Origin of the sequence: Actinoallomurus sp. CA-142502 (genome assembly GCF_050936355.1) — a bacterium.
GTDB lineage: Bacteria > Actinomycetota > Actinomycetes > Streptosporangiales > Streptosporangiaceae > Actinoallomurus > Actinoallomurus iriomotensis.
Genome location: NZ_JBNJMY010000001.1, coordinates 1 through 22,298, shown reverse-complemented (window position 1 = coordinate 22,298; position 22,298 = coordinate 1). Strand labels below are relative to the sequence as shown.

Genomic DNA, 22,298 nt, shown 5'->3' with positions numbered 1-22,298 from the left:
GGAGAAACATGACGATCCGGATCTACGGCGCCAGCGACGACGCCATCGAACTCCGCGGCGACATCGTCGAGGAGCTGTACACCTACGAGACCGGCCCCGTCGTCTGGCGCGGCGAACTGCGCGCGCCCGACGGCGACACGATGCGCGTGCACGCGCTGTTCGACGGCTGCTGGGCCATCGCCGTCGGCCAGGTCGACGAGGACACGTCGCTCCTGGCCTGGCCGGTCACCATCGCACCGGCCCCGGACGAGCGCCGCTCGGTCATGGCCGAGATCCACGCACCCCGCCGGCACCGAGCTGGTCAACGTCTGGCCGACCAAGGGCGGCGACGATGACTGATCTCAACCCGGCCGACTACGTGCGCAACCTCGACCTGCTCGTCGGCGCGACCACCGCGTTGACCATGGTCGCCGACGAGATCGACATCCCCGGGATGCGGAGCGTCTGCGAGCAGATGCAGGCCCTCGCGCCCGTCCTCGAACCGACCGCCTACCAGCGCGGCGGCATGACCGCCCTGCGCGAGCAGGCCGCGTTCCTCGCCGCGCTGGAGGCGTTCGTCACCGAGGTTCGCAAGCTCGACCGCCCGGCCACGCGCCGTACCGCCATGTCCGACCACGAAGGAGACCGACCTTGACCGACCAGGCCGCCGACGAGTCCGTATTCGCCGAGTGGGCGATCCTCGAGCTCCTCGGCCATCGCCGCCTCGCCGGCCGCGTCACCGAGGCCCAGATCGCCGGCGCGAGCTTCCTCCGCATCGACGTGCCGAGCGAGCCGCCCGCGACGCAGTTCTACGCGCCCGGGGCGGTGTACGCGATCACCCCGACCACCGAGGAGATCGCCCGCGCCGTCGCCCGCCGCTACGCACCGGCGCCCGTCCAGCGATACGAGCTCGGCCCGCTGGTGCCCGCCGATCGCGAGGCCGACGCTCCGTGGAACGGCGGAGGCCCACTCTGATGGCCGAGCGACTCACCCCGAACCCCTACAGCCCGTATGCCGACGCCGACCCGGCTACGCGGCACCTGCTGCCGTCCCTGCTCGGTGCGAGGCCGAAGCCGGGCGGGCTGTGCCCAGCCGCCTGCGGCGGCCTGGCGGTCGTCCCCGAAGGCACCCTCGGCGACATCACCGACCTGATCAACGAGGGCCGTACGGCCGAGCTGCCGCCAGGCTTCTGCCTCACCTGCCTGGCGGTAGCCACTGGCCGCGAACCGGAGCCGCCCGGCACGCCCGGTGTCTGCCGTGAATGCGGTGAGCGCAGCTCGCACGGAGACCTGTGCGCTCTGTGCCGCCAAGACCTGCACGACGCGTGGTGGCCGACCCGCGAGCAGGAGGCCGACCGTGGCTGAGGACCCGCGTGGCATGGCCAGCATCAACAACGGCCAGCCCATCGTGTTCGCCGAGCCCGAGCCGACCGCGCCTGGGACCACCACCACGCCGAGCGCCCGCGAGACGCTGATCGCCGCGCTGCTCGACGCCTGGAAGCTGCCCCAGGCCACACGCTCGCGCATCACTCGCGAAGCCGCCGGCCGCGACGTCGACGCGATCCTCGCCGCGCTCGCCGCCGACCAGGGCGACCTGTGCGAGCGGATGGCTGAGGCACTCAAGCGGTTCTTCGACGACCCGCCAACCGATGACGGGCCGGAAGAGTCCCTCCGCGCCGCCGGTCGCGCCGTGCTGGCCGTCCGCGATGAGCGCGTCGCGCACCTCACCGCCCGCCTCACCCAGGCTGAGGCCCGTTGGGAGCTGGAGCGGCAACGCGCGAACGCGGCTGAGCGGAAGTGCGAGATGGCCGAGCAGGCAGCCCAGCGCTGGCACGACGAGTACGGGCGCATCCTGGCCGAGCGGGACGACCTCCGCGCGCACCTGACCGGCGTCGCCATCCATGCCCATCGGCTCAAGGCCCACACCGCTGGCGGCACCTCCGCCCGGGCGGTCCTCGTCGACCTGCTCGCCGCCATGGGCGCCCTCCACGCCCCCGACGCCGGACGTCCGATCTGCAAGTGCCCGCCCGGTTGTGGGTGCGGTCACACGAGTTCCCTGGAGAGCCCCGAAGGAGGGAGCCGGCCGTGACCACTGAGCCTGCCCCGTACGACAGCACCGCGGACACGCTCAAGCACGCCCAGCGCGTCGGCGAGCTCATGGCGCCCCTGATCGCCGAGCTGGTCAACCGCTCAGTCCGCCACGACCGCAGCAAGACCGAGCCGCCCGAGCTCGAGGTGTTCAACGAGTTCACCCCGAAGCTCCGTGACTCGACGTACGGCTGCGAGGAGTACCACGGGCACCTCGCCGCGATGCAGGCCGGCCTGGAACACCACTACGCCAACAACCGCCACCACCCCGAGCACCACGCGCGCGGCATCTCCGGCATGACGCTGGTCGACCTGATCGAGATGCTCGCCGACTGGCGCGCCGCGAGCGAGCGGCACGCGGACGGCAGCCTCACCAAGTCCCTCACGATCCAGCGGAAGCGCTTCGGGATCGACGACCAGCTCAACGAGATCCTCTGGAACACCGCCCGCGAGTATCGGTGGCTCGATCACCAGCCCTGCGGCTCGGTCCACGAGGCGCCCGACGGCACGGTCATGACCTGCACCGTGCCGCTCGACACCCCGGAAGGCCACGACGGCGACCACTGCGACGGCCAGCACGAGCCGTATACGTGGCCGCGAGAGACCGCCGGGGAGGCACGCCGTGGTTCGTAGGCTTCCCCAGCTCCGTCAGGCCGTGGCCGACGCGATCACCCACCACCCCGCCAACCGCACCGGCACACCCGAGCAGCGCCACCCCGTCTCGCTGATGCTGGCCGACACCGTGCTCCGCGTCGTCCGCCCGTGCACCTGCGACGGCGACCCGATCGAGTGCACCCACGAGACCGCACGCGCACAGGCCGAAGCCCGCCTCGAACGCGTACGACACCGCCACCGCGGCCCCCGCACCGACCGGCACGGCTCCGGCTGCATCGGCTGCGGCCTCATCTGGCCCTGCCCCACCTACCTCGACGTGACGGAGGCCGACCGTGGCTGAACAACACAGCGGCGTACCCCGCCTCAGCTGGAAGGGAGAAGCCCAAGACCGCTACCAGGCCACCGACACCGCCGGCGTGCTGTGGAGCATCGACCGCCACCCAACCCCGCGGGGCCGCCAAGGCAAGAACGAGGACTGGTCCGAACTGTGGTGGTTGCACCGCGGCGACGCCGACCAGCTCAACCCCGAAGTCCACGACAGCTGCCCGGTCGTCACAAGCCGGAGCATCACCGCGCTGCACCGACACCCGTCGATCCTGCGCTACGCCGACGTTCTCGCCGCCGGGTGGTGGTTCGAATGCTGGCGGATACCGAATGGCCAGCCGGACTCCGAGCGCGTCATGCGCCGCGGTGACGACCGGGCCCCGCTGTCCGCGCTCCTCGGCGAACCGGTCATGGTGCACCCGCAGCTCCTCCTCAACGCCGAGCTGGAGCGGAACGACCTTCAGCGGCGCGCGTACGCCGCCGAGGCAGCCGTCGAGCGGGTGCGGCGTCTGTGCGAGCTGACCATTGCCGCGTCTTGTCGCGTGCAGGCCATCGAGCAGGCTCGGGACACCCTTGCCGTCCTGGACGGTGGCGCGTGAGCGGCCGCGGCTACAACCACGTCGCCAACGGTGTCGTGGTCGCGCAGCACGAGTTCAACCGCCACCTCCGCGACCACATCGGCCGCCGAGAAGGCACCCCCAAGAAGAAGCACCGCCAGTCCAAGCGCCGCAGGAGGAACCGTGTCTGATCCGAAGGCCATCCCCGTCGACGCCAACCTGCGACCGCTGCTCGCCGCCGCCCTTCAACGCAGCGGCGGCAGCCTCACGCTCACCCACCTCGAACTCGGCGAAGCGGCAATCGCGTCGTACCGCGCCGGCATCACGGTCGAGCACACCGACGACGGCGCGATCTTCCGCCTCGTCGAGAAGCCCGAGGCCAGCCGTGGCTGAGGGCATCGTCCACATCGCCGGCCCCGACATCACGGTCGGCGCCCAGCTCCGGCAGCGCTGCGCCTGGTGCGGTGCCGTGCTCCTCGACTACGACCTCACCCGGATCGCCGTGCCGGAGGGCGATGACCCGCGCCCGGGCACCTGGCCGGTCGGCGCGCTGGTCGAGGTCGCCGGCAACGCCTCCTGGGAGCGGGACCACGTCGACGGCGACCCGCTGCCGGCCAACGCGTGCGGACAGATCGACCACGAAGTCACCGGCGCCGACGTCCAGCAGCTGGTCGGGGACCTACGCAAGCGGATGGCCGAGCTGATGATGGAGGAGCACAACCGCACCGCGATCGTCTGCGAGCACACCCAGATCCGCAGCTTCGGTGCGCTCGCCGACGCGGCCCTCCTCGCGGTCGAGGAGGATCCCATCCTGGAGATCCGCCCGTACTACCCGACGCAGCACGCGTATGAGGCAGCCTGTCGCGCGCTCGCCAACCACCGGGAGCGCGCCGACCGGTACCGAGCCCTGGCCACGGAAATCCTCAGCCACATCACCCAGCATGGCCACCCCGGCGAGGCATGCGTCCGTACCGGTTGGCTGCGCGAGGAGACGGTCGCCGTCTGGCGGGCCGCCCTGACCGAGGACCTCCCACCGGCCGGTGCGGGCCCGCTACCGGTCAGCCGGGCCGACCTCCGCGACCACATCGCCGCCCGCGTCCGCGACACCGTACGGCTCCGCCTCGGCCCCCGCGCCATCGAGCAGGCCGCGACCGGACCGATCACGCTGTCCGGCACCGACGCCGACCAGATCGCCGACGCGACCGCGGCCGCCGTCCACGACTTCATCACCCCGGTGTTCACCGCCCAGCACCAGGCGCTCGAAGCGGCACGCGCTGACGCGGCCGGCCTCCGAAATCGCGTCCAAGCGCTCGAGGAGAGCGGAGCCGAGCTCCTGCACCGTGCCGAACAGGCCGAGGCCGACCACCCGCGAGACGGCCAGTGACGGCCCGGGCCACCACCGGCTACCACCTCGGCGTGGACCAGCGCGCCCGACGCGGCGACCCGCTACGCCCCGTCGAGCTCGACATCCTCCGCCAGCTCGCCGACGGCGCACACGACCCCGAGATCGCCCACGCCCTCGACATCTCGACCCGCACGTACCGCCGGTACGTCACCGCGATGCAGCACAAACTCGGCGCCCGCACCCGCGCGCACGCCGTCGCCATCGGCATGCGCGACCACCACATCGACCCCCACGAAGGACACCCACGATGACCGACCAAACCACCGACACGCCCAGCGCCGTCTACGACGTCTCGGATCAGAGCTGGCCGCCCAGCGGTTCCTTCCTCAGCGCCTTCTGCACCTGGCTCGCGACCCATGGCATCGACCCGAACGCGACGACCCGTGTCGAGCTCATCGCGCCCGCCGAAGCGGAGGTCGGGGGGCCACTCATCCGCGTCTACCAGATCGACCGGACGACCGGCGTCGCGCGCGAGCCGTTCAACTTCCTGACCAAGACCCCGCCGCCGAGCCCCGAGGACTACGCGTGACCGACACTCCGTACGCCGCCGACGCATGTCCGGGGCCGTGCAATCGCCGGTACCGCAAGACCGTCGACGCCTACCTGGCCGCGCAGGTCGTCCACGGCCAGGCCCTCGCGGACTACGAGGAGGCCCGTCCCGTCCTGGAGGCGGCCTTCAAGGTGGCCATGGCCGCGTACGAGGAGGCGTACGGCTGGTGGAAACATCACGCCGACGCCGGGGTGCTGGTCGTACGGGAGCCGATCAGCCCCACCTTCCCGCCCCCGCCCGCCCCGCCGGCGGAACCCACCGAGGACGACCTCGCGTACCGGAAGGGAGACCCGGTCTGGTGCTCACGCGACGCAGGCCTGATCCGCGGCGCGCTGACCGCCCTCGACGACCTCGCGTCCCTACTCGGCTCCTGGGCCGACGGGCACCGCGGCTCCACCGCGAGCCAGAAGTACGGCACGACCGGCAACCGCGCGAACCCCGGCTCACCGTCGCCGATCGGGGACACCCTCGACGACCTGTACAGCCAGCTCGTCAAATGCGAGGACGATTGGCGCGAGTACCGCGGCTACCGGCGCCGGCCGCAGCGCGCCCGAGACTCCCGCGCCCGCCGGCTCACGCTCGCCTTCCTCATCGACGAGCTGCGGGACATCCTCAACCACCCCGGCAGCGTCCAGTTCGGCCGCGCGGTCCTGTGGTGGGAGCGCACCCTGCAGGAGATGACCAAGACCGACCCCGTGATACAACGGCGCCCGGCCCGCTGCCCGAACGACCGGTGTCGGCAGCGCGCACTATGGACGCGCGCGGACGGGATGATCGAATGCCGGGCCTGCGGCCGACTCATGCACGAGCACGAATACCAGGAGCTCGTTGACGCGGACGACGGCGGCACCGACATCCAGGAGGCGAGTAGACCGTGAGACGCCGCATCGCCGCGCAGCTGCGCACGTTCGCCGACACCCTCAGCGACCCGGCCGAGGTCGAGTCCGCCGCCCTGTTGAGCGTCAAAGCGCAGTGCGCGATCGCCCGGATGCTCTACGGCCGCGCGGAGCGCGTACGCCACCAGCTCGACCGGCGCAGCCCCGAGCACCTGCTCGACATGCCCGAGCCTGAGCGCGGCGTGACGTGGATCCGCGCCGTCTCCACGTCAGCGAGTACTTGCGCGGCCTGGCCCGCGCGACATCCCCCTCTCAGAAGCGCTGCACGAGCTGCCGGCCCGGCACGCGACCTGCCGATACCGTTATGGTGAAGAAGCTGAGGTTCCACGCGACGAGGGCTCGTGTGTCGAGATCACCCGGGCCAGCCTGGAGGCAGCGCTCAGCCCGCCCGAGCCCGGCCTGCGGTTGACGCCGCCATGGGACGAGACCGCCGCCGAGTTCCGCTACCGCCAGCGAGCGGCGCTCGGCGGTGAGCTGGTCGACCCACGATCCTGGCAACTGCGCGGGACAGCGGGCGTGCCCGAACTGTGATCCCAACCATCCACTCAGCGTCGCCGTACGCGAGTTCGGCAGGACGCCGCTTCTTAGATCATGATTTCCGTAGCACCTGCGTCATTGCCGTAACGAGTTGTTGACGGACTTCGGATTTCTGGCGGGTCGCGGGTGAGACGTGATTCGTCCACGCGTTGAAGGCTAGTTCGCCAAGGAGGTCTTCCAAGTACTCTTGATCTTCGTCCCACAGCCAGCCGGGTAGCTTGTAGTTTGCGTACTCCTTGGAGCCCGTGGCGATCGCCGGAACTGTCGTGATGCCAACCGCGTACAGGACCGTCGCGCATACGAGACATACGGGATTGCTCAGACTGACGAACTCGCCTGTTGAAAGGTCCAGTTCTGCTTCTTCGGCCTGGTTCAGGCAGTCGATTTCGCCGTGATAACCGGATGTTGAAGTCCCGTCGAACTCGTTTTCTTCTTCAAAGCTCATGCGGCAGGTGGTTTTCCGGCCGGCCTTCATCGTCTGATTCCCAGAAGTAACGAGCTCCGGGATTTGCTTAATGTAGGTCGCCCACAAACCCGCGATGACCGGCACGGCCTTTTCTGCAGGCACTGACGGCGAGTCGCCCCATGCCTTGGTTGAGGATCCTCCGCATGACATGGTTGCGCTCCCGTCCTAAACCATTTGACCGTGCGGACGGAATGTACCTCTGGTATAGATCTAAGTAAATAGTCGTTGTGGTGTGCGAGATATGGGTCATCGCTTCGGGTTGTCCGAAATCCTGTCCGCTGATCTCCGTGTCGTCCTCTGCTCAGGAGGGGCGACGTGGCTGCGGACCTCCGTCCCCGGCAGAGCCTCGCGTTCGGTGCACACCTGACCGGTCCGGAATCGATCCTCATCACGCCATGACGACCACACTGCGACAGCGCGCCCGCCGCCGCCCCGGGCGGACGGGATGACGGAGTGCCGGGCGTGCGGCCGGCTCATGCACGAGCACGAGTACCAGGACCTCGTCGAGGCCGACGACGGCGGCACGCAACTCGAGGAGGCGACCCGGCCGTGAGCGACAGGACAAAAAATGCGAAGGCGTCCCGACGGGCTCGGACCTAGCATCACGACGGTGCAGCAGATCAGCAAGCGCCTCATGTCCTGGGCCTCGATCATCGAACCGAACACCCTCGCCCAGGCCGAAACGACCGCCAGCATGCCGTTCATCCACCCGCACCTGGCGCTCATGCCCGACGCGCACCTCGGCAAGGGCGCGACCGTCGGATCCGTCATCCCGACCCTCGGCGCGATCATCCCCGCCGCCGTCGGCGTCGACATCGGCTGCGGCATGATCGCCGTCCGCACCCAGTTCACCGCGCGCGACGTCACCGGCCGGGACAAGGCGGCGCTCCGCCAGGCGATCGAGAACGCCGTCCCGCTCTCGGCCGGGAAGTACAACACCGACCTCACCGCCACCGCGCGGCCGCGCATCGCCGACCTCGAACACCCGCGCTGGGACGTCACACCCGACCAGTACGCCGGGAACTGGCGGCTGCAGCTCGGCACCCTCGGCTCGGGCAACCACTTCATCGAGGTCAGCCTCGACGAACTCGACCGCGTCTGGCTGTTCCTGCACTCCGGGTCCCGCGGCGTCGGCAACAAGATCGCCCAGCACCACATCAAGGTCGCCCAGGCCCAGTGCGAACGCCGGTGGATCAGCCTGCCCGACCGGGACCTGGCCTACCTCGTCGAGGGCGAGCCGGAGTTCTGGGCCTACATCCGTGACCTGCGCTGGGCGCAGCACTTCGCGCTCCTCAACCGCGAGGAGATGATGGACCGCGTCATCGCCTGCACCTCCGCATGGTTCGGCGCCGCCGTCGAGGAGGCCGAGCGGATCAACTGCCACCACAACTTCACCCAGCAGGAACACCACTTCGGCAAGGACGTGTGGCTGTCCCGCAAGGGCGCGATCGAAGCGACCGCGGGCAAGGCCGGCCTCATCCCCGGCTCGATGGGCACCGCCTCCTACGTCGTCGTCGGCAAGGGCAACCGGCTGGCGCTGAACTCCTCACCGCACGGCGCCGGCCGGAACTACTCCCGCTCCGCCGCCCGCAAGACCTTTACCCACGAGGATCTCCGCGAGGCGATGGGTGACATCGAGTACCGCGACACCGCGGCGTTCATCGACGAGATCCCGGCCGCGTACAAGCCGATCGACCAGGTCATGGCCGACGCCGCGGACCTGGTCGAGGTGCGGCACACGCTCCGGCAGATCATCAACGTCAAGGGCGACTGATGGAGCACGCCATCGAGGGCAGCGTTCACGCGCCCCAGCCCACTGACGACGCCGCGGTCCTCGCCGCGTACCGGAAGGTGACCGGCTGGGCCGATGAGGACGTCCTGCACTACGCGTCCTGCGGCGCCTGCGATCCAGACGGCGGGGACGGCACGTACTACTGCCCGGACAGCCCGCTCATGAAGCGTGCGCGTACGCACGCGCGCACGGTGCGCCTGTCGCCCGAGCCCGAAGAGCGGACGCTTCCCGCCGCGCTCCGCCGCGAGGCCGAGCGGATCGCCGCCAGGGTGAAGGCTCTCGCACCGCTGCGCCATGGCGCCCTACTGAACTCAGCGACGCCCGAGGCCCTCGCCCGCTTCCGGGAGGCCATGCCCGCTGTGCCCGCCCGGCCCGAGATCCGATACGCGTCCGGCGGCGTGATCCCCCGGCCGTTCAAGAACAGTGGCCTGGTCGACGGCATCGTCCACGGAACGGCGGGCGGCCCGTACTGCGGTGTCTGCGGCACGCCCGCCGAACGCGATTCCGTGGACCCCACCGACTGGGCGGGCAACGAGTCCACGCTGTACGGCCGCTGGACCTGCCCGAACGGCTGCGACCCGCACGACGCAGGACAGCCGCGGTGAACGCGCGAGGGCGCTGGTGGCTGGTGGGGTTCCGCCAAGGTGCGCGGGTCGTCGAGGCCGAGCTGCCGCCGGGGTACACGCCGCCATCCACGTCGATGGACCCGGCCGCGACCGTCACGCCCTGGCCCTGCCCTGACGCGCCCAAGGAGCCCTGCGCGCGGCTCACGCGCGTCGGCCGCTGCCGCTACGAGATCACCGTGGTGCCGAACCCGCGATCCTCGGATCTAAGCCTTTACCCACCCTGGTGGCTCCAGATCATCGATCTGGCTGTAGGGGGCTCTAAGAGCTTCGCCCGTCAGCCACATTGCGTCGGTCCATGCCTGTTCAACCGCTCTGGATTTTTCAATCAGAAAGTTTGTATCTAGCACCAGACCGAGATCAAGTCCCATCGCTTCGTAAACTAAACGGCAGTACCAAATGGCCGCTTTTGCCGCGTCGATCGCACGGGTCCGGTTCGCCAGCTTCATCGCGCGGCCGATCTTCCCGTGGGCCTCGGTCGCTAGCTCCATCGGGTCCCCGATCAGACCGACGCGAATTCGTGCGACTAGCGAGCTGACCTCCTCAAGGGCGTCTTGTAGCGCCAATAATGTGTCCTGCTCTAGGTTAAGGTGTTTGCGCAGGGATTCTTCGCGGCGCGCTTCCCGCTCACGCTTGGACGTTCCGCGGTGTGTCACAACTTGAGCCCAGATAGCCGAGAATCCAGTGAGCGCGCCGCCAGCCGCAGCTGCGCCACCGGTCGCTAAGACGTTTGCCCACTGTGTCATAGCTTCACCATGCCCGAGTGACGCGGTTGCTGCTCTCGTGTTTGGGGAGCTTAGGCATTTGGAGCTACTTCCGCGGCCGACCGCCCCCGGCGCCGCGGCCTGGCCGCATCTCAGTCGGTACTCGTGCGAGGTCCGCGCGCCGATAGTGCGGCACGCCAAGTACGTCCACGTACTCGGGCAGGCGGTCGGCGCGCCGGTCTGCGCGGATCGTCGCGTACGCCACGTCGAGGACGTCGGCGGTCTCCTGGTCGTCGAGCAGGTCGTCCGGGTGCTCGCCGGTCGGCAACTTAGGCAACGGCTCGTCGGCCGCGTACGCCCGCACCTGAGCCTCGTCGTACAGCAGCTTCCGGCGGCCGGGGTTCACCGGTGCGGGAAACTCCGGATCGGCCGCGACGGCGGTGTTGCGGAACGTCTTGTAGCTGATGCCGAGCAGCTGCGCGGCGCCGGCCGCGTCGACGACCGGCCGGCCTCGGGGGATCACTGTCGTTCTCCGGCGGGCATTTCGTCGACCAGGACGCTGACGTACGGGCGGGCGACGTCGGGGCTGTAGGTGAGCCAGGCGACCGCGCGGCCGGTCCCGGCGTTGACGATCTCGAATCTGTGGGTGCGCGCCTCGGCGTCGGGGTCCGCGGCGGCCTGGTCATGCAGGCGCCGGCACTCGGCGTCGAGCAGGTGCAGCGCCCCGCCGTGGTCGGCGGCCTGGGCGACCAGTCGGCGGGCGGGTACTTCCAGCACCGTGTACATGGTGTCTCCTTTCGTTGCGTGGTGTTCACTGTGGCCGGGTGAGCCTGGGGCGGGTAAGTCCCTCGCGCGGTTCTGTGGATAACTCGGGGGGCAGGCCGTGTGGCCTGCCCCCTCTCGTCACTCGTAGCGTCGTTTCGCCCGCTGTTCTCCCCGGAACGCGGCCAGGGTGAGTTGCGGGCCACCCCATGCCTCGGCGGCGCTCTCGCACGCGGCGCGCCATCCGGCGTCCTGGGACTCCCACGCCGTCCGGTCGTCACAGACGATCGTGAGGTGCCCGAGCCGGATCACGAGCTGGCCGCAGCCGCTCGGGCTGATCTCGGGCGCCTTCCCGGCGATGGTCGGATGCGGCTGCCTGCCGCTGATCTTCACTACGCCCAGGATCCGCTGCGGGACCCGGCTCACGTATTGCCGGACCGCGCGGCGGTCGCCGGTGAAGACGTTGAGGGCGATGACGCCCGCCTCCACCCAGGCCCCGTAGACGCCCGAGAGCGCCTTGCGGTCGGTGACGTTGATGACCGCTCCGGGCATCATCACCTCGAGTTCGCCGTTGGCGATCCGCCAGGTCACCTCGTGGGGTCCAAGGAGCCGGACCGTGAGGTGGGTCTCGTGCGTGGCGGTGCGTCGTTCTCCCATGGTGCGTCCTCTCTGGAGTTGTCAATCTGCGGTGTCGGGGTCTGGGGTCTCACTCCCTCGCCCAACACAAGTAACTATACCACAGTTCTGCCCCTTAGTGGTGCGCGAAATTTCTTTGATTCAATCCGCCTGACTCGTCGCGCACGGGACAGAACTGTGGTAATGTTTGTGGTGTCGGAAGGGGAGTGAGACCCCCGCCCGGCAGGCAGATTGACAACTCCAGAGAGGAGAAACGGTGGACGACCACCAGCGGCGGCACGCTCTGTGTGTCATCCGAATGATCAAGGCCTACGGCCTGATCGCCAAGATGCTCATGGGGCTGCCGCTCCGCATCCAGCTCCCCGAGGTCGGGGACAGCATCTACGCCGACGAGATCCGGAAGGGTCTGGTCCGCGCCTACGCGTTGCTCAAGGACATCCCCATGGATGCCGACATCGCGTGGCAGCTCGGACTGATGATCATCGACTGGGTCACCGCCTGCGAATGGCTGTTCGCCGACGACGAGGACGCCGAGCCCTGGCTACTCGACGCAGTCGAGATCCAGATAGGCCGAATCGTCGCGGGAGCGGACGTGGTCAACGAACGACTCGCACGGGACATCGATCCCGAGTGAGTCGCCGCCGCCCCGAGCAGCCAGCTCGGGGCGGCACCCCGCCCCTCCTCCGGAGTTGTCGGTCTGCCAGAAACAAAGGGACCGGCGGGATACAGGCTCGAAAGCCTGGTGAGACACCCGCCGGTCCCGTGCAGATTGACCCTCACAGAGAGCCACCTCGATAGTACCTACCTCCTCCTCGGCCGGCCTGTTCCATCGGAGGAGGTCGACGGTCTCCCGCCGCCTGGGCGCGCGCCGAGGCCGGCCGGGGGTGTGGCACGTACACCGCGCATGATCAGTCCTTCGCCTTGGGCGGCCGCCCGGTGCGCCTCCGCTCCCACCGCCCGCCGAACGCCTCGACGCTCGCGCGCGTGTAGACCTTCCCGCGCGCCAGCTCGGCCACGTGCGGGGGGAAGTCCGGGTGCGTGCGGGCCAGCTCCTCGAAACGCTGCCGGGAGATGGGTGGGTCAAACAGCTTGGAGCCCTCGGTCGAGCCGACCAGGTCGAGCCGGGCCGGGCGCTCGACCTCGGCTCGGTAGTCCTCCTCGCTGAGCACCCGGACGCCGACGAGCTCGGCCTTGCCGAGCACGGCCCGCGCGGCGTCGGTGACGGCCTTGAACGCGGCGTCGGTGGCCTGCCGCACCGTGGAGGCGTCGACGGCCAGGGCGACCGTTAGGCGGCCGGTCTGCTCGTCGGCGGTGATGACCGGGAAACCGGGCAGGGTGGTGGTGAGTTCTTCGATCGCCGTGTCGCCTGGCTTGCCGGTCAGGGTGACCTCGGCGTGCCATGAGGCCATGATGGTGGTGTCCTTCCTTGCTCCCGTCGGAGTGGATGGATGGGGAGGGGCCGCGCCCGTACGCGGCCCCTCCGGCTACTTCCCGGTGGGCGGGAAGTCCAGCCCGGCGCCCTTGAGAGCGCCGATCAGGGAAAGCCACTCGCGTCCCGTCTCCGGGGTGCGCTTGGCGGTCACCGTGATCAGGCCCTTGCGGAACACCCAGACGCCGCGCGGCGTCTGCCGCACCGACCAGCCCTGGCGGGCGGCCGCTGCGATGAGCTGGTCCATCCGGTCTGCCATGTAATTCTCACCTCCTTCCCTTGCTCCCGTCAAGGACTAATCTAGCCTAAGTCCTGTCACTACGCAAGGACTTATCTCTCGTACTCCACCTCCTCTATCGGCCTTATATCCTTGCGTAACGACTGGACTTAGGCTATTGTTGTTCATGTCGGCAAGGGGAGTGAGACCCCCGACCCGGCACCGCAGATTGACAACTCCAGAGAGGAGAAAGGCATGGCAGACGAACTGCCAGACCCGGAGGAGCGGATGGAACAGCTCCTGAAGGCGCTCTCGTCGGCGTACGCGCTCGCGAGCAAGCACCTCCAGGAACTCCCCCTCCCGATCGGGCTCCCCCCGATGGAGGAAGACGCCTGGGACCTCGTGACGGCTATCACCGCCATGGACCGCGCCCGGACCGTCCTCCTCAACGAGGAGCCGATCGACCCAATGCCGCGAGACTTCCTCCGCCGCTTGCTGACGGAGTGGCTCGTCGCCTGGGACCTCTGGGCCTTCACCAAGATCGCCGGGCCAGCGCCCTGGCGGCTTGAGGGGATCGAGCTGGCAGTCCGGAGAATCATCCAGATCTCCGGACTGCTCGATCTCGACATCGATCTCGACGCCGAGGACGACGAGTCCTCGGAGGAGTGATCACCGGCCGTCCCCGGCAGCCAGCCGGGGACGGCCCCTCTCTCCTCTCGGAGTGGTCGACCTGCGGAAGCACAAACCGAGGCCGGCGAGGACACCGCCCAAAGGTGGGCGCAGGCCTCGCCGGCCTCGAGCATTTGGCCGGCCGCCGAAGGCCGGGCAGCGGTCACAAGCGCCGTACGACCCGCAGGTGCCGGGCGTAGTACCCGTCACCGTTCAGGACGGCCGCGCCGCCCGCGTCACCGAACGTCGGCCCGTTCGCGCGCATCCGCGACGACACGTACCGAGGGTGCCCCTCCTCGTCCCGGCCGAGGTAGAACCCCATGTGCGAGATCCGCGTCCGGGAGTGCAGCGCGAAGAACACCAGATCTCCCGGCTCGAGCTCGTCGAGGTCCGTGAGCTGCTCGGGCCGGCTGTCCGCGATGACCACACCTGGCGCCCCGGCCGCCATCGACCGCGAGAACCGGCCGAGACCGTCCGCGTGCGAGCCGGTGTCGGCGTACAGCTTGATGCCCATGTCGTGGCCGTAGACGAGCCGCACGAACCCGGAGCAGTCCACGTCCCGGTGCAGGCGCGGATCAGGCTGGAGGCCGCCCCAGGCGACACCGAGGTAGTCGTTCCAGTCCGCGCCACGCACCCGGTGCTCCTCATCCTCGGCGTACGGACCGAACCCGGCGTCGGCCGGCCCGCCGGTGACGTATCGCATCGCGTCGGCGAGCAGGTCCGGGGAGATGTCGGTGACCTCCCGGGCGAACCAGGCCCGGAACGCCGCGGTGTTCTGCTGCCCGAACCGCCACGCCGTGGGGGCGAACCGCACCCACGCGCCGGTGCGGACCGGCGCGGCCGCCTGCGGGTCGGTGAACGTCCGCGACTTCGGCCGGAACACGACCGTCCGCGCGCCCTCGGTGAGCGTCGCGACCAGGTGGTCACGCTCGTCGTACACGCTCGTACGGTCCGGGTGCCGGGAGCGGATGTAGCGGTATCCCGGCAGCAGCGGCCGCGCCGAGTGCCCCACCCGGTGACGCTCCTTCGCGTCCACCACCGTGCGGGACAGCAGGGGCATGAGCGCGATGACGGCGGCGGCCGCGACGGCGACCAGGGCGATGATCGGCTTCCTCATGACAGAGCGACCCCCACGGTGAGCATGACGCACGTGGCCGCGGCGACCGAGACCAACGACACGAGCGTGGGCAGGAACCGTTGCTTGTCCATCTGGTAGGCGATCAGACCGGGCACGACCAGGCCGAGCGTGTTGTGCGGGAAGAACGCCGGGAACCGCCCGCGCAGGGTGAGGAACAGCGCCACCTCGATCAGGACCGCGACCAGCACGGTCGCGGCGAACAGCCGCTTGCCGTACAGGATCGCGTGCCGGCGCAGCACCTTCATCAGCGCGTACGTCGTCACCGTGGCGGCGACGCCGACGAGGACCGTCTTCGGCCACTCCACGACCGTCAGGGCGAGCCAGCCGGGCACGATCAGCCCGCCCGGGGACAGGTTGGTGACCAGGTAGCAGATCAGCGCGCCGAGCAGCCCGATCGCCAGGATCACCGCGGACAGAGCCGGGCCGACATCGATGCCGACCGCAGGGATGAGGTTCATTTCGGAGGGTCTCCTAGTTCACGTCACCCATGCCGAGGGCGGAGAGCAAGTGCTCGCCCCGGCCGTGGATGTTGCCGATCATGAGCAGGGTCGTGGCCGGCCGCAGGCGCGCGCCGATGCGCTCGAGCAGCGCCGGGCCGGTGTGCTCCTCGCCGCCCAGGTCGACGACGCGGGGCCGGTACGAGGGGGAGATCGCGCGGAGCGCCGAGCGGGTCGGGGAGCCGATCAGGTACACCTGCGACGGGTCGATCGCCGCGACGATCTCGCCCATCTGAGCGTTGCGTTCCATCCGGTCGGGCCGGCAGTTGATGACGACCTGCACGTCCCGGCCGGCCAGGTTCAGCCGGTCGATGTTCATCAAGGTGCTCTGCGGGTCGTTCGCCGCGAACAGGTTCACCGCCTGCAGCTCGGCGGCGCCGACCTGGCGCCGTTCGACCCGCAGCACACCAGGGTCCGGCGGCGCCGCGTACATCCCGGCGAGCGCCTCGCGGCGGGACACACCGAGGTAGCGGGCGACCGCGAGCGCGAGCACGACGTTGTCCTTGAAGGTGATCCAGTCGAACCCGCGCATTTCCGCGTCGGTAACGTTCTCGGGGTTGACCCGGATCAGCGTGCAGTTCCGCCGCATCGCCTCAAGGGCCAGGACGCTGAAGTGCTCGCGTTCGGTGGTGAAGCACACCCCGCCCCAGGGCATCGAGCGCGACAGCGACCGGGCGATGTCCTCCAGGCCGGGGCCCATCTCCTCGACGTGGTCCAGGCGGACGTTCGTGATGATCCCGATCGTGGACCTGATGAGCCTGTTCTGGTTCAGCTCCTGAAGGTCGGGCTGCACGGCCATGCACTCGGCGACCAGGAAGGTGGCGGCCAGCTCGGCCGCCCGCCGTACGACGCCGAGCTGCTCGATGACGTTCACCACCCCGAACCGGCGGGGAATCGGCATCTCGGCCGCGTCGGGCGCGATGAACCGGGCCGCGGACCCGGTCGTCTTCGCGACGACCGTACGGCCGGGGCCGCGCAGCGCGCCGGCGGTCAGCCGGGTCACGCTCGACTTGCCCCGGATGCCGTTCACCAGGATGCGGACGGGGATCCGCTCGAGGTTGCGCGTGTGACGGCGCTGCTCGGAGACCAGCCAGGCGACCAGCACCGTGAAGCCGCCGGCGAGCAACAGGTAAAAGATCCAGACGATGGACATGCGCATGTAGCTCCTTGCCCCCAGTCGGGAGCTGCTTGGGGAAAGTGCGTGAGGGACTTGCGGGAGGGGGCCGAGCCTGCCCGTCCCTCGCGAAGGGCAGGCCCGGAAGCAGACGTCGGGGTCCGGCCCGTGGCTACCGCCTGGGGCTGGACCGCGACCTCATCCCGGAGTCGAACGGCCAGCCGCGACGATGGCGCGGCAGTCCGGGCACGTCAGGTGCTTGACATGAGCCTTCGACCGCGCCTCGCGGAGCGACAGGTCGATGTCGGTCGCCGGCGCGTCGCACAAGGTGACCGCAGGTGAGGACGGGCCCACCGGCCGGCGGCCGGATCCGTACCGGACGTTCCGTTGGGAAGGCATCCGCGGGTTCGGCTGGCGGGCGTGAGCGAGCTTGGCGATCCAGTCGGAGACGTACCAACCGACCGTGCCGTCGTCCCACCGCACGGCCACGTACGTCACGGCCTTGTGGGTGATGGAGTATGCGGTCCGCCCCGCCGCCGCCCTCCCCGGCGCGCCGGCCCCGTCGTCCTCGACGACCGCGCCGAACAGCTCCCGAGTGGCGTGGCGAACCCGGACGCCGACCGGAAGGCGCCGCCGGAGATCACCGAGAAGGTCGGCCCACGTCGCGTCCGGATCCAGACCGCCGAGGATCTCGGCCAGGAGTGGGCCGGCCTCCATACGGGTCATCGGACCGAGCCTGGCGGGCTTGCCGTCGCGGTCCGTGTACCGGATGACGATCGACGGTGTGAGGTCGGTCATTGGGGGTCCTTCCTGCCTGGAAAGGGCTGGTCAGGCGGCGGGGATGGGAGTCACTCCGCGCGGGTGACGGTCTGGATGCAGCCGTATGTCCGCTTGAGCACCTCGGCCCCGGAGAACCAGGAGTGCTCGGCGTTGCCCGTGGTGAGGCACACGCCGCGCAGCGAGAACCCCTCCTCGGAGTCGCCGGCGAGGATCACGCCGCGCCACGTCGTGCGCTCGCCGGGCTTGGCCGAGCGCGTGACGAGCACTTCGTCGCCGGGGCCGAACTTCGTCACGACGGTCTCCTTCCGTTCCGGGTTGGCTCAGGCAGCGAGGGCGTAGGCGGTGGGCGCCGTGGCCGGGCGTAGGTCGTAGGTGGCGCGTACGGCGGCCGCCGCGATCCGGTGGTGGCAGACGTGCTTGCCGCGCAGCCCGGCCGCGCAGTTGCAAGCCTCGGGCGCGGTCAGGTAGCGGGCGCCGCGACTGCCTGCCGTGCGGAACACGCGGCCGCTGCGGAGGGGGACGATGCCGCCGGCCTCGATCAGCTCCTCGGCCTTCGCGACCAGGTGTGGGACGTGGGCGAACTGGGCGAGCGCGACGTCCCGGGCGGCCTTGCGGACCTTGGCCCAGCAGGTGGGGCCGTAGCCGCGGGCGATGCTCTGAGCGGAGGTGAGGGTGCGGCCGCAGCCCGGGCGGAGGCAACGGCGGGGCTTGGGAGCCTGCGCGGGTTCGGGCTCGATGTCGGTGACGTGGACGACGTAGCGCACGCCCTCGTAGCCGTGGAGGTTCCAGCAGTGGATGCAGGTGTAGGGGTGGTCGGGCGCGAGCCAGGTGGGGATGGAGAGCTGGCCCTCACCCGCGGTGTAGGTGAACCGGTGGCCGCAGTTGAGGGTGACGGTCTGGGTGGCCCGCGTCGTCATCATGTATAAAGAGTATGCCTACTGATTATCCAAAGTCAACTCACTATGCATAGAGACTAGGCATATCGCGTATGCGATACTCGGGTCATGGCCGATCCATCCCACGCCGACGGCGACCGCCCCGCCCTCAAGACCGATGAGGAACGCATCGCGCGGATCGCCGAGCTCCGGGACCGCATCGACCGCGACCGGGCCGAGATCTTCGAGCTGATCCCCCAGTGCTTCCCCGAGAAGCGCGGCGAGCCGCAGGTGCGCGGTCGCCTGAACGAGGTCGTCGAGGCCTCCGGCTGGACCCGCGCGTACGTCGCCAACATCCGCGATGGGAAGGTCTCCGGGCCATGAGCGAGCCGACCGCTGACGGCATGCTGCATCTCCTCAGGGCAAACCCGACGTTGCTGCCCGAAGCCCCGGCCAGCTACACGGGCCAGGACATGGAGCGTCGGCGGCTCGACGAGGTGCACCCCTGCCTGAGGTGCGGCGAGCGTGCGGCGCTGGCGTACGTCGCCGACACCGAGATCGGCCCGCGCTGGCTCGACTTGTGCCCTGCGTGCGCCCACTGGCTCAGGACGACCGCGTCCTGAGTCCGCCGAGCGTCGCGTCCGCCAGATGAACGGAAATGTTGGTGGCTGCGTTTCACCACACGCTGATTCTGACCTTCGGCGGCAGGTCCACCCACGTAGACACTTCCCACGTGTCGCCAGCGTCGTCGCTGCATTCGCACACGAGCCGTATGCGGCTTGAACGTGAGTCGGCGAGCAGAACCCGCCACGTCGCCAACTCATCCCGTTTCAACGGGTTGATCGTGAACGCGGTGGCGCGCGCGGCTGGGCCCGGCACACCGTACTGGTTGCCCGCGAACTCGACTCCGTCGCCCTCAACGATCGTCACGGTGACCTTGGCCAGTGGCCCGCCCTGAGCGAGCCGCAGGTCCAGCCGATGCCAGCCACTATTGCTGACGAGTTTGACGCGGCCCTCGAAGGCCGGCTCACGTTCCGCGTGGTGACGCTTCCGTTCGATGGATGTCGCGGCCTCTTCGGCCCGTGTCTGCCGCCAGGTGAACCACGCGGCCAGACCGGCAACGAGGAGAGAAACGATCGAGATGACGAGCGCTGCAACAGCCATAGCGAAACCTTTCCACAGGGCGGCATTTCCGGCCTGGAGCTTGGCTCACGCGGGCCAGGGCGACCAGGCACAATGATCATGTGCGCCTGGATCCGAACGACCCACTGTCGGAGGTCTTCACGATCGACGAGGCCGCCGCGCTCCCGAACGTGAACAAGGCGCCAGCGACGCTGCGCTGGTGGATCCACAAGGGCTACCTAAAACCGCTCCGCATCCCCGGCAGCCGGCGCGTCTGGGTCACCGAACAGGCCGTGCTCGACGCCGAGCGCGAGACCTGGGAGCGGAACACGCGATCAGCCTGACTTGACGGAGCGTGACCCTGTCCAACATCATCTTTCCAAGATCGGTGAGCTGTCGCCGAGAATGACCCCGCCAGCGTGCGGGGTCTTCGCATTTCACAGGCCGGTGAAGTCCCGCCAGATCACCACGACCTGCCGCCAGTGGCCGCCTTTCTTCTCCACCGAGCACAGGAAGTCGTGGCGCTGCTGGCCGAGCTGGACCGTGCCGTCAACCGACGCCCGGGTCCGGACAGCGCCGATCTCGACGCTCTCGGCGACGAACCGCGGCCGCCCTGCCAGGTGATCCGCCTTCGCTTTCGCGGCCACGTACTTCTCGCACGCGGCCCGCACCTGCTCCCGCGGTGTCCGGTGGTCTGCGCACCCGGCGAGCAGCACTGCCAACGCGCACACGGCCGCCGTACGGCCGGCCCTCGATCTGGTCATGACCGTGAGGATCGCCGATGCCTGACCGTACGGAGCGGCACTGGCCGATCAGGGCCACGCCGTGAACCTGCCGGGAGCCGCAGGCGTCGCCCTGGACCCGTTCGAGCTCGCGGCCCGCCGGTTCGAGCCGCCGAAACCGAACCCGTACCTCGGCCGTCCGGTCGACTGGGCTCGAGAACGCCAAGGCCTGCACCTGTGGTCCAAGCAGCGCGAGATCGCCGAATCGGTCGTCGCGAACAAACGCACCGCGGTCAAGTCCTGCCACGACGCCGGAAAGTCGTTCCTAGCTGCGACGATTGCGCAGTACTGGATCGACGTACACCCGCCCGGCGAGGCCTTCGTCGTCTCGACCGCCCCGACCTACCCGCAGGTCCACGCGATCCTGTGGGAAGAGATCCGCGCCGGCGCCAAACGCGCGACGGCCCGTGACGAGCCACTGCCCGGCCGAATCCTCCAATCCGATGAGTGGAAGCTCGATGACGGCACGCTCGTCGGCTGGGGCCGCAAACCGGCTGACCGCGATGAGCACGGCTTCCAAGGCATCCACCGCCGGTTCGTCCTCGTCATCATCGACGAGGCGTGCGGCGTACCCGAGCAGATCTGGACCGCCGTCGAGGCGATCACGACCAACGCCGACTGCCGCATCTTGGTGATCGGCAACCCGGACGACCCGAACACCGAGTTCGGCAAGGTCTGCAAGCCCGGCTCCGGCTGGAACGTCATCCGGATCAGCGCGTTCGATACCCCGAACTTCACCGGCGAGGCCGTTCCTGAAGCGCTCCGGCCGCTCCTCCTCGCGCCCGAGTGGGAGGAGGACAAGCGCCGCCGCTGGGGCGAGAAGTCCCCCCGCTACATCGCGAAGGTCCTCGGCGACTTCCCCGAGATCGGCGACGACACCCTCATCTCGCCGCGCTGGATCGAAGCCGCCCAGGCCCGTGCCCTCGACCCCGGCCCGCACAGCGTGCTCAGCGTCGACGTCGCCCGGTTCGGCTCGGACCGTACGATCCTCGCGCTCGCCCGCGGGCCTGTCGTGCGGATCGTCGGCGACCACGCCAAGCTGCGGACCACCGAGACCACCGGCCACGTCATCGCGACGAAACGCGAGCACGACGTCGACGAGCTCCGCGTCGACGGTGTGGGCGTCGGCGCCGGTGTCGTCGACGAGCTCCTCGGAGTGGGCCACGACGTCGTCGACATGCAGTCCGGTGCGGCCGCGATCAACAGCGAGAAGTTCGCGAACGCCCGCGCCGAATGGTGGTGGGGGCTCCGCCAGCGGTTCGAGGCCGGCGACATCGACATCGCCGCGGACGACGACGAGCTCGCCGCGCAGCTTGGGACGGTGAAGTTCAAGTACACCGCGCGCGGCCAGGTGCTGATCGAGTCCAAAGACGACATGCGTAAACGCGGCCTGCCGTCTCCAGACCGGGCGGACGCGGTGATGCTCGCCAAGGCGCACGTCGTCGTACCGCCGACCGACGACGTCGTCGAGGGCCAGGACCTGGATGAGGACCTGGACGCGTATGAGATCAGCCCCATTTAGCGAACCTGCACCACGCCGACCGGGAGGGGGCACGCATGGGCGTCACCTCCCTGCTCCAGGAGACCTGGTACCGGGCGACCGGCCGCCGCGAGATCGCTGAGGCGCTGCACGCCGAGCGGCAGATGGTCTCCCACCTGCAAGAGTCGATCGCCGACCTTGAGAACCGGATGCGGGAGCCGGGCTGGCAGCAGATGGCCGCCCGGTCGCAGCAGGAGTTCTC

General features: G+C 69.5%; 40 protein-coding genes. 25 read left to right on the top strand and 15 right to left on the bottom strand.

Annotation, left to right across the window (positions count from 1 at the left end; all coding sequences use genetic code 11):
• Positions 1-8 precede the first annotated feature (8 nt).
• From ACQEV1_RS00200 to ACQEV1_RS00125, 16 genes are all read left to right on the top strand, one after another.
• Positions 9-335 (top strand): hypothetical protein, encoded by a 327-nt coding sequence (locus tag ACQEV1_RS00200; RefSeq protein WP_433389771.1) that lies wholly within the window; start codon positions 9-11, stop codon positions 333-335.
• Positions 332-634, top strand: a complete 303-nt coding sequence (locus tag ACQEV1_RS00195; protein WP_433389769.1) for a hypothetical protein — start codon at positions 332-334, stop codon at positions 632-634. The genes ACQEV1_RS00200 and ACQEV1_RS00195 overlap by 4 nt, the downstream gene beginning before the upstream one ends.
• Positions 631-954, top strand: a complete 324-nt coding sequence (locus tag ACQEV1_RS00190; protein ID WP_433389766.1) for a hypothetical protein — start codon at positions 631-633, stop codon at positions 952-954. Before ACQEV1_RS00195 ends, ACQEV1_RS00190 begins: the two co-directional genes overlap by 4 nt.
• Positions 954-1,343 (top strand): hypothetical protein, encoded by a 390-nt coding sequence (locus ACQEV1_RS00185; RefSeq protein ID WP_433389764.1) that lies wholly within the window; start codon positions 954-956, stop codon positions 1,341-1,343. Before ACQEV1_RS00190 ends, ACQEV1_RS00185 begins: the two co-directional genes overlap by 1 nt.
• Positions 1,336-2,067 (top strand): hypothetical protein, encoded by a 732-nt coding sequence (locus ACQEV1_RS00180; RefSeq protein WP_433389762.1) that lies wholly within the window; start codon positions 1,336-1,338, stop codon positions 2,065-2,067. The genes ACQEV1_RS00185 and ACQEV1_RS00180 overlap by 8 nt, the downstream gene beginning before the upstream one ends.
• Positions 2,064-2,699 (top strand): DUF5662 family protein, encoded by a 636-nt coding sequence (locus ACQEV1_RS00175; protein WP_433389759.1) that lies wholly within the window; start codon positions 2,064-2,066, stop codon positions 2,697-2,699. The genes ACQEV1_RS00180 and ACQEV1_RS00175 overlap by 4 nt, the downstream gene beginning before the upstream one ends.
• Positions 2,689-3,021 carry a hypothetical protein gene (locus ACQEV1_RS00170; protein ID WP_433389757.1) on the top strand — a complete coding sequence of 111 codons (333 nt, stop codon included), beginning with the start codon at positions 2,689-2,691 and terminating at the stop codon, positions 3,019-3,021. The genes ACQEV1_RS00175 and ACQEV1_RS00170 overlap by 11 nt, the downstream gene beginning before the upstream one ends.
• Complete coding sequence (locus tag ACQEV1_RS00165; RefSeq protein ID WP_433389754.1) at positions 3,014-3,604, top strand: hypothetical protein; 591 nt, start codon at positions 3,014-3,016, stop codon at positions 3,602-3,604. The genes ACQEV1_RS00170 and ACQEV1_RS00165 overlap by 8 nt, the downstream gene beginning before the upstream one ends.
• The gene (locus ACQEV1_RS00160) at positions 3,601-3,753 is read left to right on the top strand and encodes a hypothetical protein (protein WP_433389752.1); all 153 of its coding nucleotides are present in this window, start codon (positions 3,601-3,603) and stop codon (positions 3,751-3,753) included. Before ACQEV1_RS00165 ends, ACQEV1_RS00160 begins: the two co-directional genes overlap by 4 nt.
• The gene (locus ACQEV1_RS00155; protein ID WP_433389750.1) at positions 3,746-3,955 is read left to right on the top strand and encodes a hypothetical protein; all 210 of its coding nucleotides are present in this window, start codon (positions 3,746-3,748) and stop codon (positions 3,953-3,955) included. The genes ACQEV1_RS00160 and ACQEV1_RS00155 overlap by 8 nt, the downstream gene beginning before the upstream one ends.
• Positions 3,948-4,946, top strand: a complete 999-nt coding sequence (locus ACQEV1_RS00150; protein ID WP_433389748.1) for a hypothetical protein — start codon at positions 3,948-3,950, stop codon at positions 4,944-4,946. Before ACQEV1_RS00155 ends, ACQEV1_RS00150 begins: the two co-directional genes overlap by 8 nt.
• The gene (locus ACQEV1_RS00145; protein ID WP_433389745.1) at positions 4,943-5,218 is read left to right on the top strand and encodes a helix-turn-helix domain-containing protein; all 276 of its coding nucleotides are present in this window, start codon (positions 4,943-4,945) and stop codon (positions 5,216-5,218) included. The genes ACQEV1_RS00150 and ACQEV1_RS00145 overlap by 4 nt, the downstream gene beginning before the upstream one ends.
• The gene (locus ACQEV1_RS00140) at positions 5,215-5,496 is read left to right on the top strand and encodes a hypothetical protein (RefSeq protein ID WP_433389742.1); all 282 of its coding nucleotides are present in this window, start codon (positions 5,215-5,217) and stop codon (positions 5,494-5,496) included. Before ACQEV1_RS00145 ends, ACQEV1_RS00140 begins: the two co-directional genes overlap by 4 nt.
• A complete protein-coding gene (locus tag ACQEV1_RS00135; RefSeq protein ID WP_433389739.1) occupies positions 5,493-6,395 on the top strand; it encodes a hypothetical protein in 903 nt (300 codons plus the stop codon). The genes ACQEV1_RS00140 and ACQEV1_RS00135 overlap by 4 nt, the downstream gene beginning before the upstream one ends.
• A complete protein-coding gene (locus tag ACQEV1_RS00130; RefSeq protein ID WP_433389737.1) occupies positions 6,392-6,724 on the top strand; it encodes a hypothetical protein in 333 nt (110 codons plus the stop codon). Before ACQEV1_RS00135 ends, ACQEV1_RS00130 begins: the two co-directional genes overlap by 4 nt.
• Positions 6,725-6,818: 94 nt before the next feature.
• The gene (locus ACQEV1_RS00125; RefSeq protein WP_433389734.1) at positions 6,819-6,944 is read left to right on the top strand and encodes a hypothetical protein; all 126 of its coding nucleotides are present in this window, start codon (positions 6,819-6,821) and stop codon (positions 6,942-6,944) included.
• Between the two features lie 58 nt (positions 6,945-7,002).
• On the opposite strand, the gene ACQEV1_RS00120 is transcribed toward ACQEV1_RS00125, so the two are convergent.
• Positions 7,003-7,500, bottom strand: a complete 498-nt coding sequence (locus ACQEV1_RS00120) for a hypothetical protein (RefSeq protein WP_433389731.1) — start codon at positions 7,498-7,500, stop codon at positions 7,003-7,005.
• Positions 7,501-7,984: 484 nt separating this feature from the next.
• Here ACQEV1_RS00120 and ACQEV1_RS00115 point away from each other — a divergent pair, with 484 nt between their 5' ends.
• Both ACQEV1_RS00115 and ACQEV1_RS00110 read left to right on the top strand, forming a co-directional pair.
• A complete protein-coding gene (locus tag ACQEV1_RS00115; RefSeq protein WP_433389728.1) occupies positions 7,985-9,190 on the top strand; it encodes an RtcB family protein in 1,206 nt (401 codons plus the stop codon).
• On the top strand, positions 9,190-9,813 hold the full coding sequence (locus ACQEV1_RS00110) for a hypothetical protein (protein ID WP_433389725.1): 624 nt from the start codon (positions 9,190-9,192) through the stop codon (positions 9,811-9,813). Before ACQEV1_RS00115 ends, ACQEV1_RS00110 begins: the two co-directional genes overlap by 1 nt.
• A 224-nt stretch (positions 9,814-10,037) precedes the next feature.
• On the opposite strand, the gene ACQEV1_RS00105 is transcribed toward ACQEV1_RS00110, so the two are convergent.
• The 4 genes from ACQEV1_RS00105 to ACQEV1_RS00090 all read right to left on the bottom strand — a co-directional run bounded on the left by ACQEV1_RS00105 (position 10,038) and on the right by ACQEV1_RS00090 (position 11,954).
• Complete coding sequence (locus ACQEV1_RS00105; RefSeq protein WP_433389723.1) at positions 10,038-10,577, bottom strand: hypothetical protein; 540 nt, start codon at positions 10,575-10,577, stop codon at positions 10,038-10,040.
• A gap of 64 nt (positions 10,578-10,641) precedes the next feature.
• Positions 10,642-11,058, bottom strand: coding sequence for a helix-turn-helix transcriptional regulator (locus ACQEV1_RS00100; RefSeq protein ID WP_433389720.1), 417 nt, complete (start codon positions 11,056-11,058; stop codon positions 10,642-10,644).
• Entirely contained in the window at positions 11,055-11,321 is a 267-nt protein-coding gene (locus tag ACQEV1_RS00095) for a hypothetical protein (protein ID WP_433389718.1), read from the bottom strand. The genes ACQEV1_RS00100 and ACQEV1_RS00095 overlap by 4 nt, the downstream gene beginning before the upstream one ends.
• Before the next feature lie 117 nt (positions 11,322-11,438).
• Positions 11,439-11,954 (bottom strand): hypothetical protein, encoded by a 516-nt coding sequence (locus tag ACQEV1_RS00090; protein WP_433389715.1) that lies wholly within the window; start codon positions 11,952-11,954, stop codon positions 11,439-11,441.
• 235 nt (positions 11,955-12,189) lie between these two features.
• Here ACQEV1_RS00090 and ACQEV1_RS00085 point away from each other — a divergent pair, with 235 nt between their 5' ends.
• A complete protein-coding gene (locus tag ACQEV1_RS00085) occupies positions 12,190-12,567 on the top strand; it encodes a hypothetical protein (RefSeq protein ID WP_433389712.1) in 378 nt (125 codons plus the stop codon).
• Between the two features lie 274 nt (positions 12,568-12,841).
• On the opposite strand, the gene ACQEV1_RS00080 is transcribed toward ACQEV1_RS00085, so the two are convergent.
• Both ACQEV1_RS00080 and ACQEV1_RS00075 read right to left on the bottom strand, forming a co-directional pair.
• Positions 12,842-13,342: a hypothetical protein gene (locus ACQEV1_RS00080; RefSeq protein ID WP_433389709.1), complete on the bottom strand. Its 501-nt coding sequence runs from the start codon at positions 13,340-13,342 to the stop codon at positions 12,842-12,844.
• Between the two features lie 75 nt (positions 13,343-13,417).
• Entirely contained in the window at positions 13,418-13,621 is a 204-nt protein-coding gene (locus tag ACQEV1_RS00075; protein ID WP_433389707.1) for a hypothetical protein, read from the bottom strand.
• A gap of 213 nt (positions 13,622-13,834) precedes the next feature.
• Between ACQEV1_RS00075 and ACQEV1_RS00070 the strand changes: the two genes are divergently transcribed.
• On the top strand, positions 13,835-14,248 hold the full coding sequence (locus tag ACQEV1_RS00070) for a hypothetical protein (protein ID WP_433389704.1): 414 nt from the start codon (positions 13,835-13,837) through the stop codon (positions 14,246-14,248).
• Between the two features lie 163 nt (positions 14,249-14,411).
• On the opposite strand, the gene ACQEV1_RS00065 is transcribed toward ACQEV1_RS00070, so the two are convergent.
• The 6 genes from ACQEV1_RS00065 to ACQEV1_RS00040 all read right to left on the bottom strand — a co-directional run bounded on the left by ACQEV1_RS00065 (position 14,412) and on the right by ACQEV1_RS00040 (position 18,697).
• Positions 14,412-15,365: an NlpC/P60 family protein gene (locus ACQEV1_RS00065; RefSeq protein WP_433389701.1), complete on the bottom strand. Its 954-nt coding sequence runs from the start codon at positions 15,363-15,365 to the stop codon at positions 14,412-14,414.
• Positions 15,362-15,844: a poly-gamma-glutamate biosynthesis protein PgsC/CapC gene (locus ACQEV1_RS00060; protein ID WP_433389698.1), complete on the bottom strand. Its 483-nt coding sequence runs from the start codon at positions 15,842-15,844 to the stop codon at positions 15,362-15,364. The genes ACQEV1_RS00065 and ACQEV1_RS00060 overlap by 4 nt, the downstream gene beginning before the upstream one ends.
• Positions 15,845-15,857: 13 nt before the next feature.
• Positions 15,858-17,042: a poly-gamma-glutamate synthase PgsB gene (gene pgsB, locus ACQEV1_RS00055; protein WP_433389695.1), complete on the bottom strand. Its 1,185-nt coding sequence runs from the start codon at positions 17,040-17,042 to the stop codon at positions 15,858-15,860.
• A gap of 153 nt (positions 17,043-17,195) precedes the next feature.
• Positions 17,196-17,795, bottom strand: coding sequence for a hypothetical protein (locus tag ACQEV1_RS00050; RefSeq protein ID WP_433389693.1), 600 nt, complete (start codon positions 17,793-17,795; stop codon positions 17,196-17,198).
• Positions 17,796-17,845: 50 nt separating this feature from the next.
• Entirely contained in the window at positions 17,846-18,070 is a 225-nt protein-coding gene (locus ACQEV1_RS00045; RefSeq protein WP_433389690.1) for a hypothetical protein, read from the bottom strand.
• Positions 18,071-18,097: 27 nt separating this feature from the next.
• Positions 18,098-18,697: a DUF6011 domain-containing protein gene (locus tag ACQEV1_RS00040; RefSeq protein WP_433389688.1), complete on the bottom strand. Its 600-nt coding sequence runs from the start codon at positions 18,695-18,697 to the stop codon at positions 18,098-18,100.
• 84 nt (positions 18,698-18,781) lie between these two features.
• Between ACQEV1_RS00040 and ACQEV1_RS00035 the strand changes: the two genes are divergently transcribed.
• Complete coding sequence (locus ACQEV1_RS00035) at positions 18,782-19,036, top strand: hypothetical protein (RefSeq protein WP_433389685.1); 255 nt, start codon at positions 18,782-18,784, stop codon at positions 19,034-19,036.
• Positions 19,033-19,275 (top strand): hypothetical protein, encoded by a 243-nt coding sequence (locus ACQEV1_RS00030; RefSeq protein ID WP_433389683.1) that lies wholly within the window; start codon positions 19,033-19,035, stop codon positions 19,273-19,275. The genes ACQEV1_RS00035 and ACQEV1_RS00030 overlap by 4 nt, the downstream gene beginning before the upstream one ends.
• Before the next feature lie 52 nt (positions 19,276-19,327).
• Here the strand turns inward: ACQEV1_RS00030 and ACQEV1_RS00025 are convergent, their stop codons facing one another.
• Positions 19,328-19,816, bottom strand: coding sequence for a hypothetical protein (locus ACQEV1_RS00025; protein ID WP_433389676.1), 489 nt, complete (start codon positions 19,814-19,816; stop codon positions 19,328-19,330).
• Positions 19,817-19,896: 80 nt separating this feature from the next.
• Here ACQEV1_RS00025 and ACQEV1_RS00020 point away from each other — a divergent pair, with 80 nt between their 5' ends.
• Complete coding sequence (locus tag ACQEV1_RS00020; RefSeq protein WP_433389673.1) at positions 19,897-20,118, top strand: hypothetical protein; 222 nt, start codon at positions 19,897-19,899, stop codon at positions 20,116-20,118.
• A gap of 93 nt (positions 20,119-20,211) precedes the next feature.
• Here ACQEV1_RS00020 and ACQEV1_RS00015 read toward each other — a convergent pair whose 3' ends face one another.
• Positions 20,212-20,538, bottom strand: a complete 327-nt coding sequence (locus ACQEV1_RS00015) for a hypothetical protein (RefSeq protein WP_433389671.1) — start codon at positions 20,536-20,538, stop codon at positions 20,212-20,214.
• A gap of 61 nt (positions 20,539-20,599) precedes the next feature.
• Here ACQEV1_RS00015 and ACQEV1_RS00010 point away from each other — a divergent pair, with 61 nt between their 5' ends.
• Positions 20,600-22,078 (top strand): hypothetical protein, encoded by a 1,479-nt coding sequence (locus ACQEV1_RS00010; RefSeq protein WP_433389668.1) that lies wholly within the window; start codon positions 20,600-20,602, stop codon positions 22,076-22,078.
• A 35-nt stretch (positions 22,079-22,113) separates the two neighbouring features.
• The coding region (locus ACQEV1_RS00005; protein ID WP_433389665.1) for a hypothetical protein at positions 22,114-22,298 on the top strand (185 nt) is incomplete at its 3' end.

Bases quoted from the DNA above. Each gene is read 5' to 3' on its own strand.
- ACQEV1_RS00185 (WP_433389764.1), top strand. From the start codon at position 954: ATGGCCGAGCGACTCACCCCGAACCCCTACAGCCCGTATGCCGACGCC.
- ACQEV1_RS00060 (WP_433389698.1), bottom strand. From the start codon at position 15,844: ATGAACCTCATCCCTGCGGTCGGCATCGATGTCGGCCCGGCTCTGTCC.
- ACQEV1_RS00140 (WP_433389742.1), top strand. From the start codon at position 5,215: ATGACCGACCAAACCACCGACACGCCCAGCGCCGTCTACGACGTCTCG.
- ACQEV1_RS00195 (WP_433389769.1), top strand. From the start codon at position 332: ATGACTGATCTCAACCCGGCCGACTACGTGCGCAACCTCGACCTGCTC.
- ACQEV1_RS00040 (WP_433389688.1), bottom strand. From the start codon at position 18,697: ATGATGACGACGCGGGCCACCCAGACCGTCACCCTCAACTGCGGCCAC.
- pgsB (WP_433389695.1), bottom strand. From the start codon at position 17,042: ATGCGCATGTCCATCGTCTGGATCTTTTACCTGTTGCTCGCCGGCGGC.
- ACQEV1_RS00105 (WP_433389723.1), bottom strand. From the start codon at position 10,577: ATGACACAGTGGGCAAACGTCTTAGCGACCGGTGGCGCAGCTGCGGCT.
- ACQEV1_RS00110 (WP_433389725.1), top strand. From the start codon at position 9,190: ATGGAGCACGCCATCGAGGGCAGCGTTCACGCGCCCCAGCCCACTGAC.
- ACQEV1_RS00200 (WP_433389771.1), top strand. From the start codon at position 9: ATGACGATCCGGATCTACGGCGCCAGCGACGACGCCATCGAACTCCGC.
- ACQEV1_RS00115 (WP_433389728.1), top strand. From the start codon at position 7,985: ATGCGAAGGCGTCCCGACGGGCTCGGACCTAGCATCACGACGGTGCAG.
- ACQEV1_RS00030 (WP_433389683.1), top strand. From the start codon at position 19,033: ATGAGCGAGCCGACCGCTGACGGCATGCTGCATCTCCTCAGGGCAAAC.
- ACQEV1_RS00035 (WP_433389685.1), top strand. From the start codon at position 18,782: ATGGCCGATCCATCCCACGCCGACGGCGACCGCCCCGCCCTCAAGACC.
- ACQEV1_RS00015 (WP_433389671.1), bottom strand. From the start codon at position 20,538: ATGACCAGATCGAGGGCCGGCCGTACGGCGGCCGTGTGCGCGTTGGCA.
- ACQEV1_RS00065 (WP_433389701.1), bottom strand. From the start codon at position 15,365: ATGAGGAAGCCGATCATCGCCCTGGTCGCCGTCGCGGCCGCCGCCGTC.
- ACQEV1_RS00080 (WP_433389709.1), bottom strand. From the start codon at position 13,342: ATGGCCTCATGGCACGCCGAGGTCACCCTGACCGGCAAGCCAGGCGAC.
- ACQEV1_RS00090 (WP_433389715.1), bottom strand. From the start codon at position 11,954: ATGGGAGAACGACGCACCGCCACGCACGAGACCCACCTCACGGTCCGG.
- ACQEV1_RS00025 (WP_433389676.1), bottom strand. From the start codon at position 19,816: ATGGCTGTTGCAGCGCTCGTCATCTCGATCGTTTCTCTCCTCGTTGCC.
- ACQEV1_RS00050 (WP_433389693.1), bottom strand. From the start codon at position 17,795: ATGACCGACCTCACACCGTCGATCGTCATCCGGTACACGGACCGCGAC.
- ACQEV1_RS00075 (WP_433389707.1), bottom strand. From the start codon at position 13,621: ATGGCAGACCGGATGGACCAGCTCATCGCAGCGGCCGCCCGCCAGGGC.
- ACQEV1_RS00070 (WP_433389704.1), top strand. From the start codon at position 13,835: ATGGCAGACGAACTGCCAGACCCGGAGGAGCGGATGGAACAGCTCCTG.
- ACQEV1_RS00095 (WP_433389718.1), bottom strand. From the start codon at position 11,321: ATGTACACGGTGCTGGAAGTACCCGCCCGCCGACTGGTCGCCCAGGCC.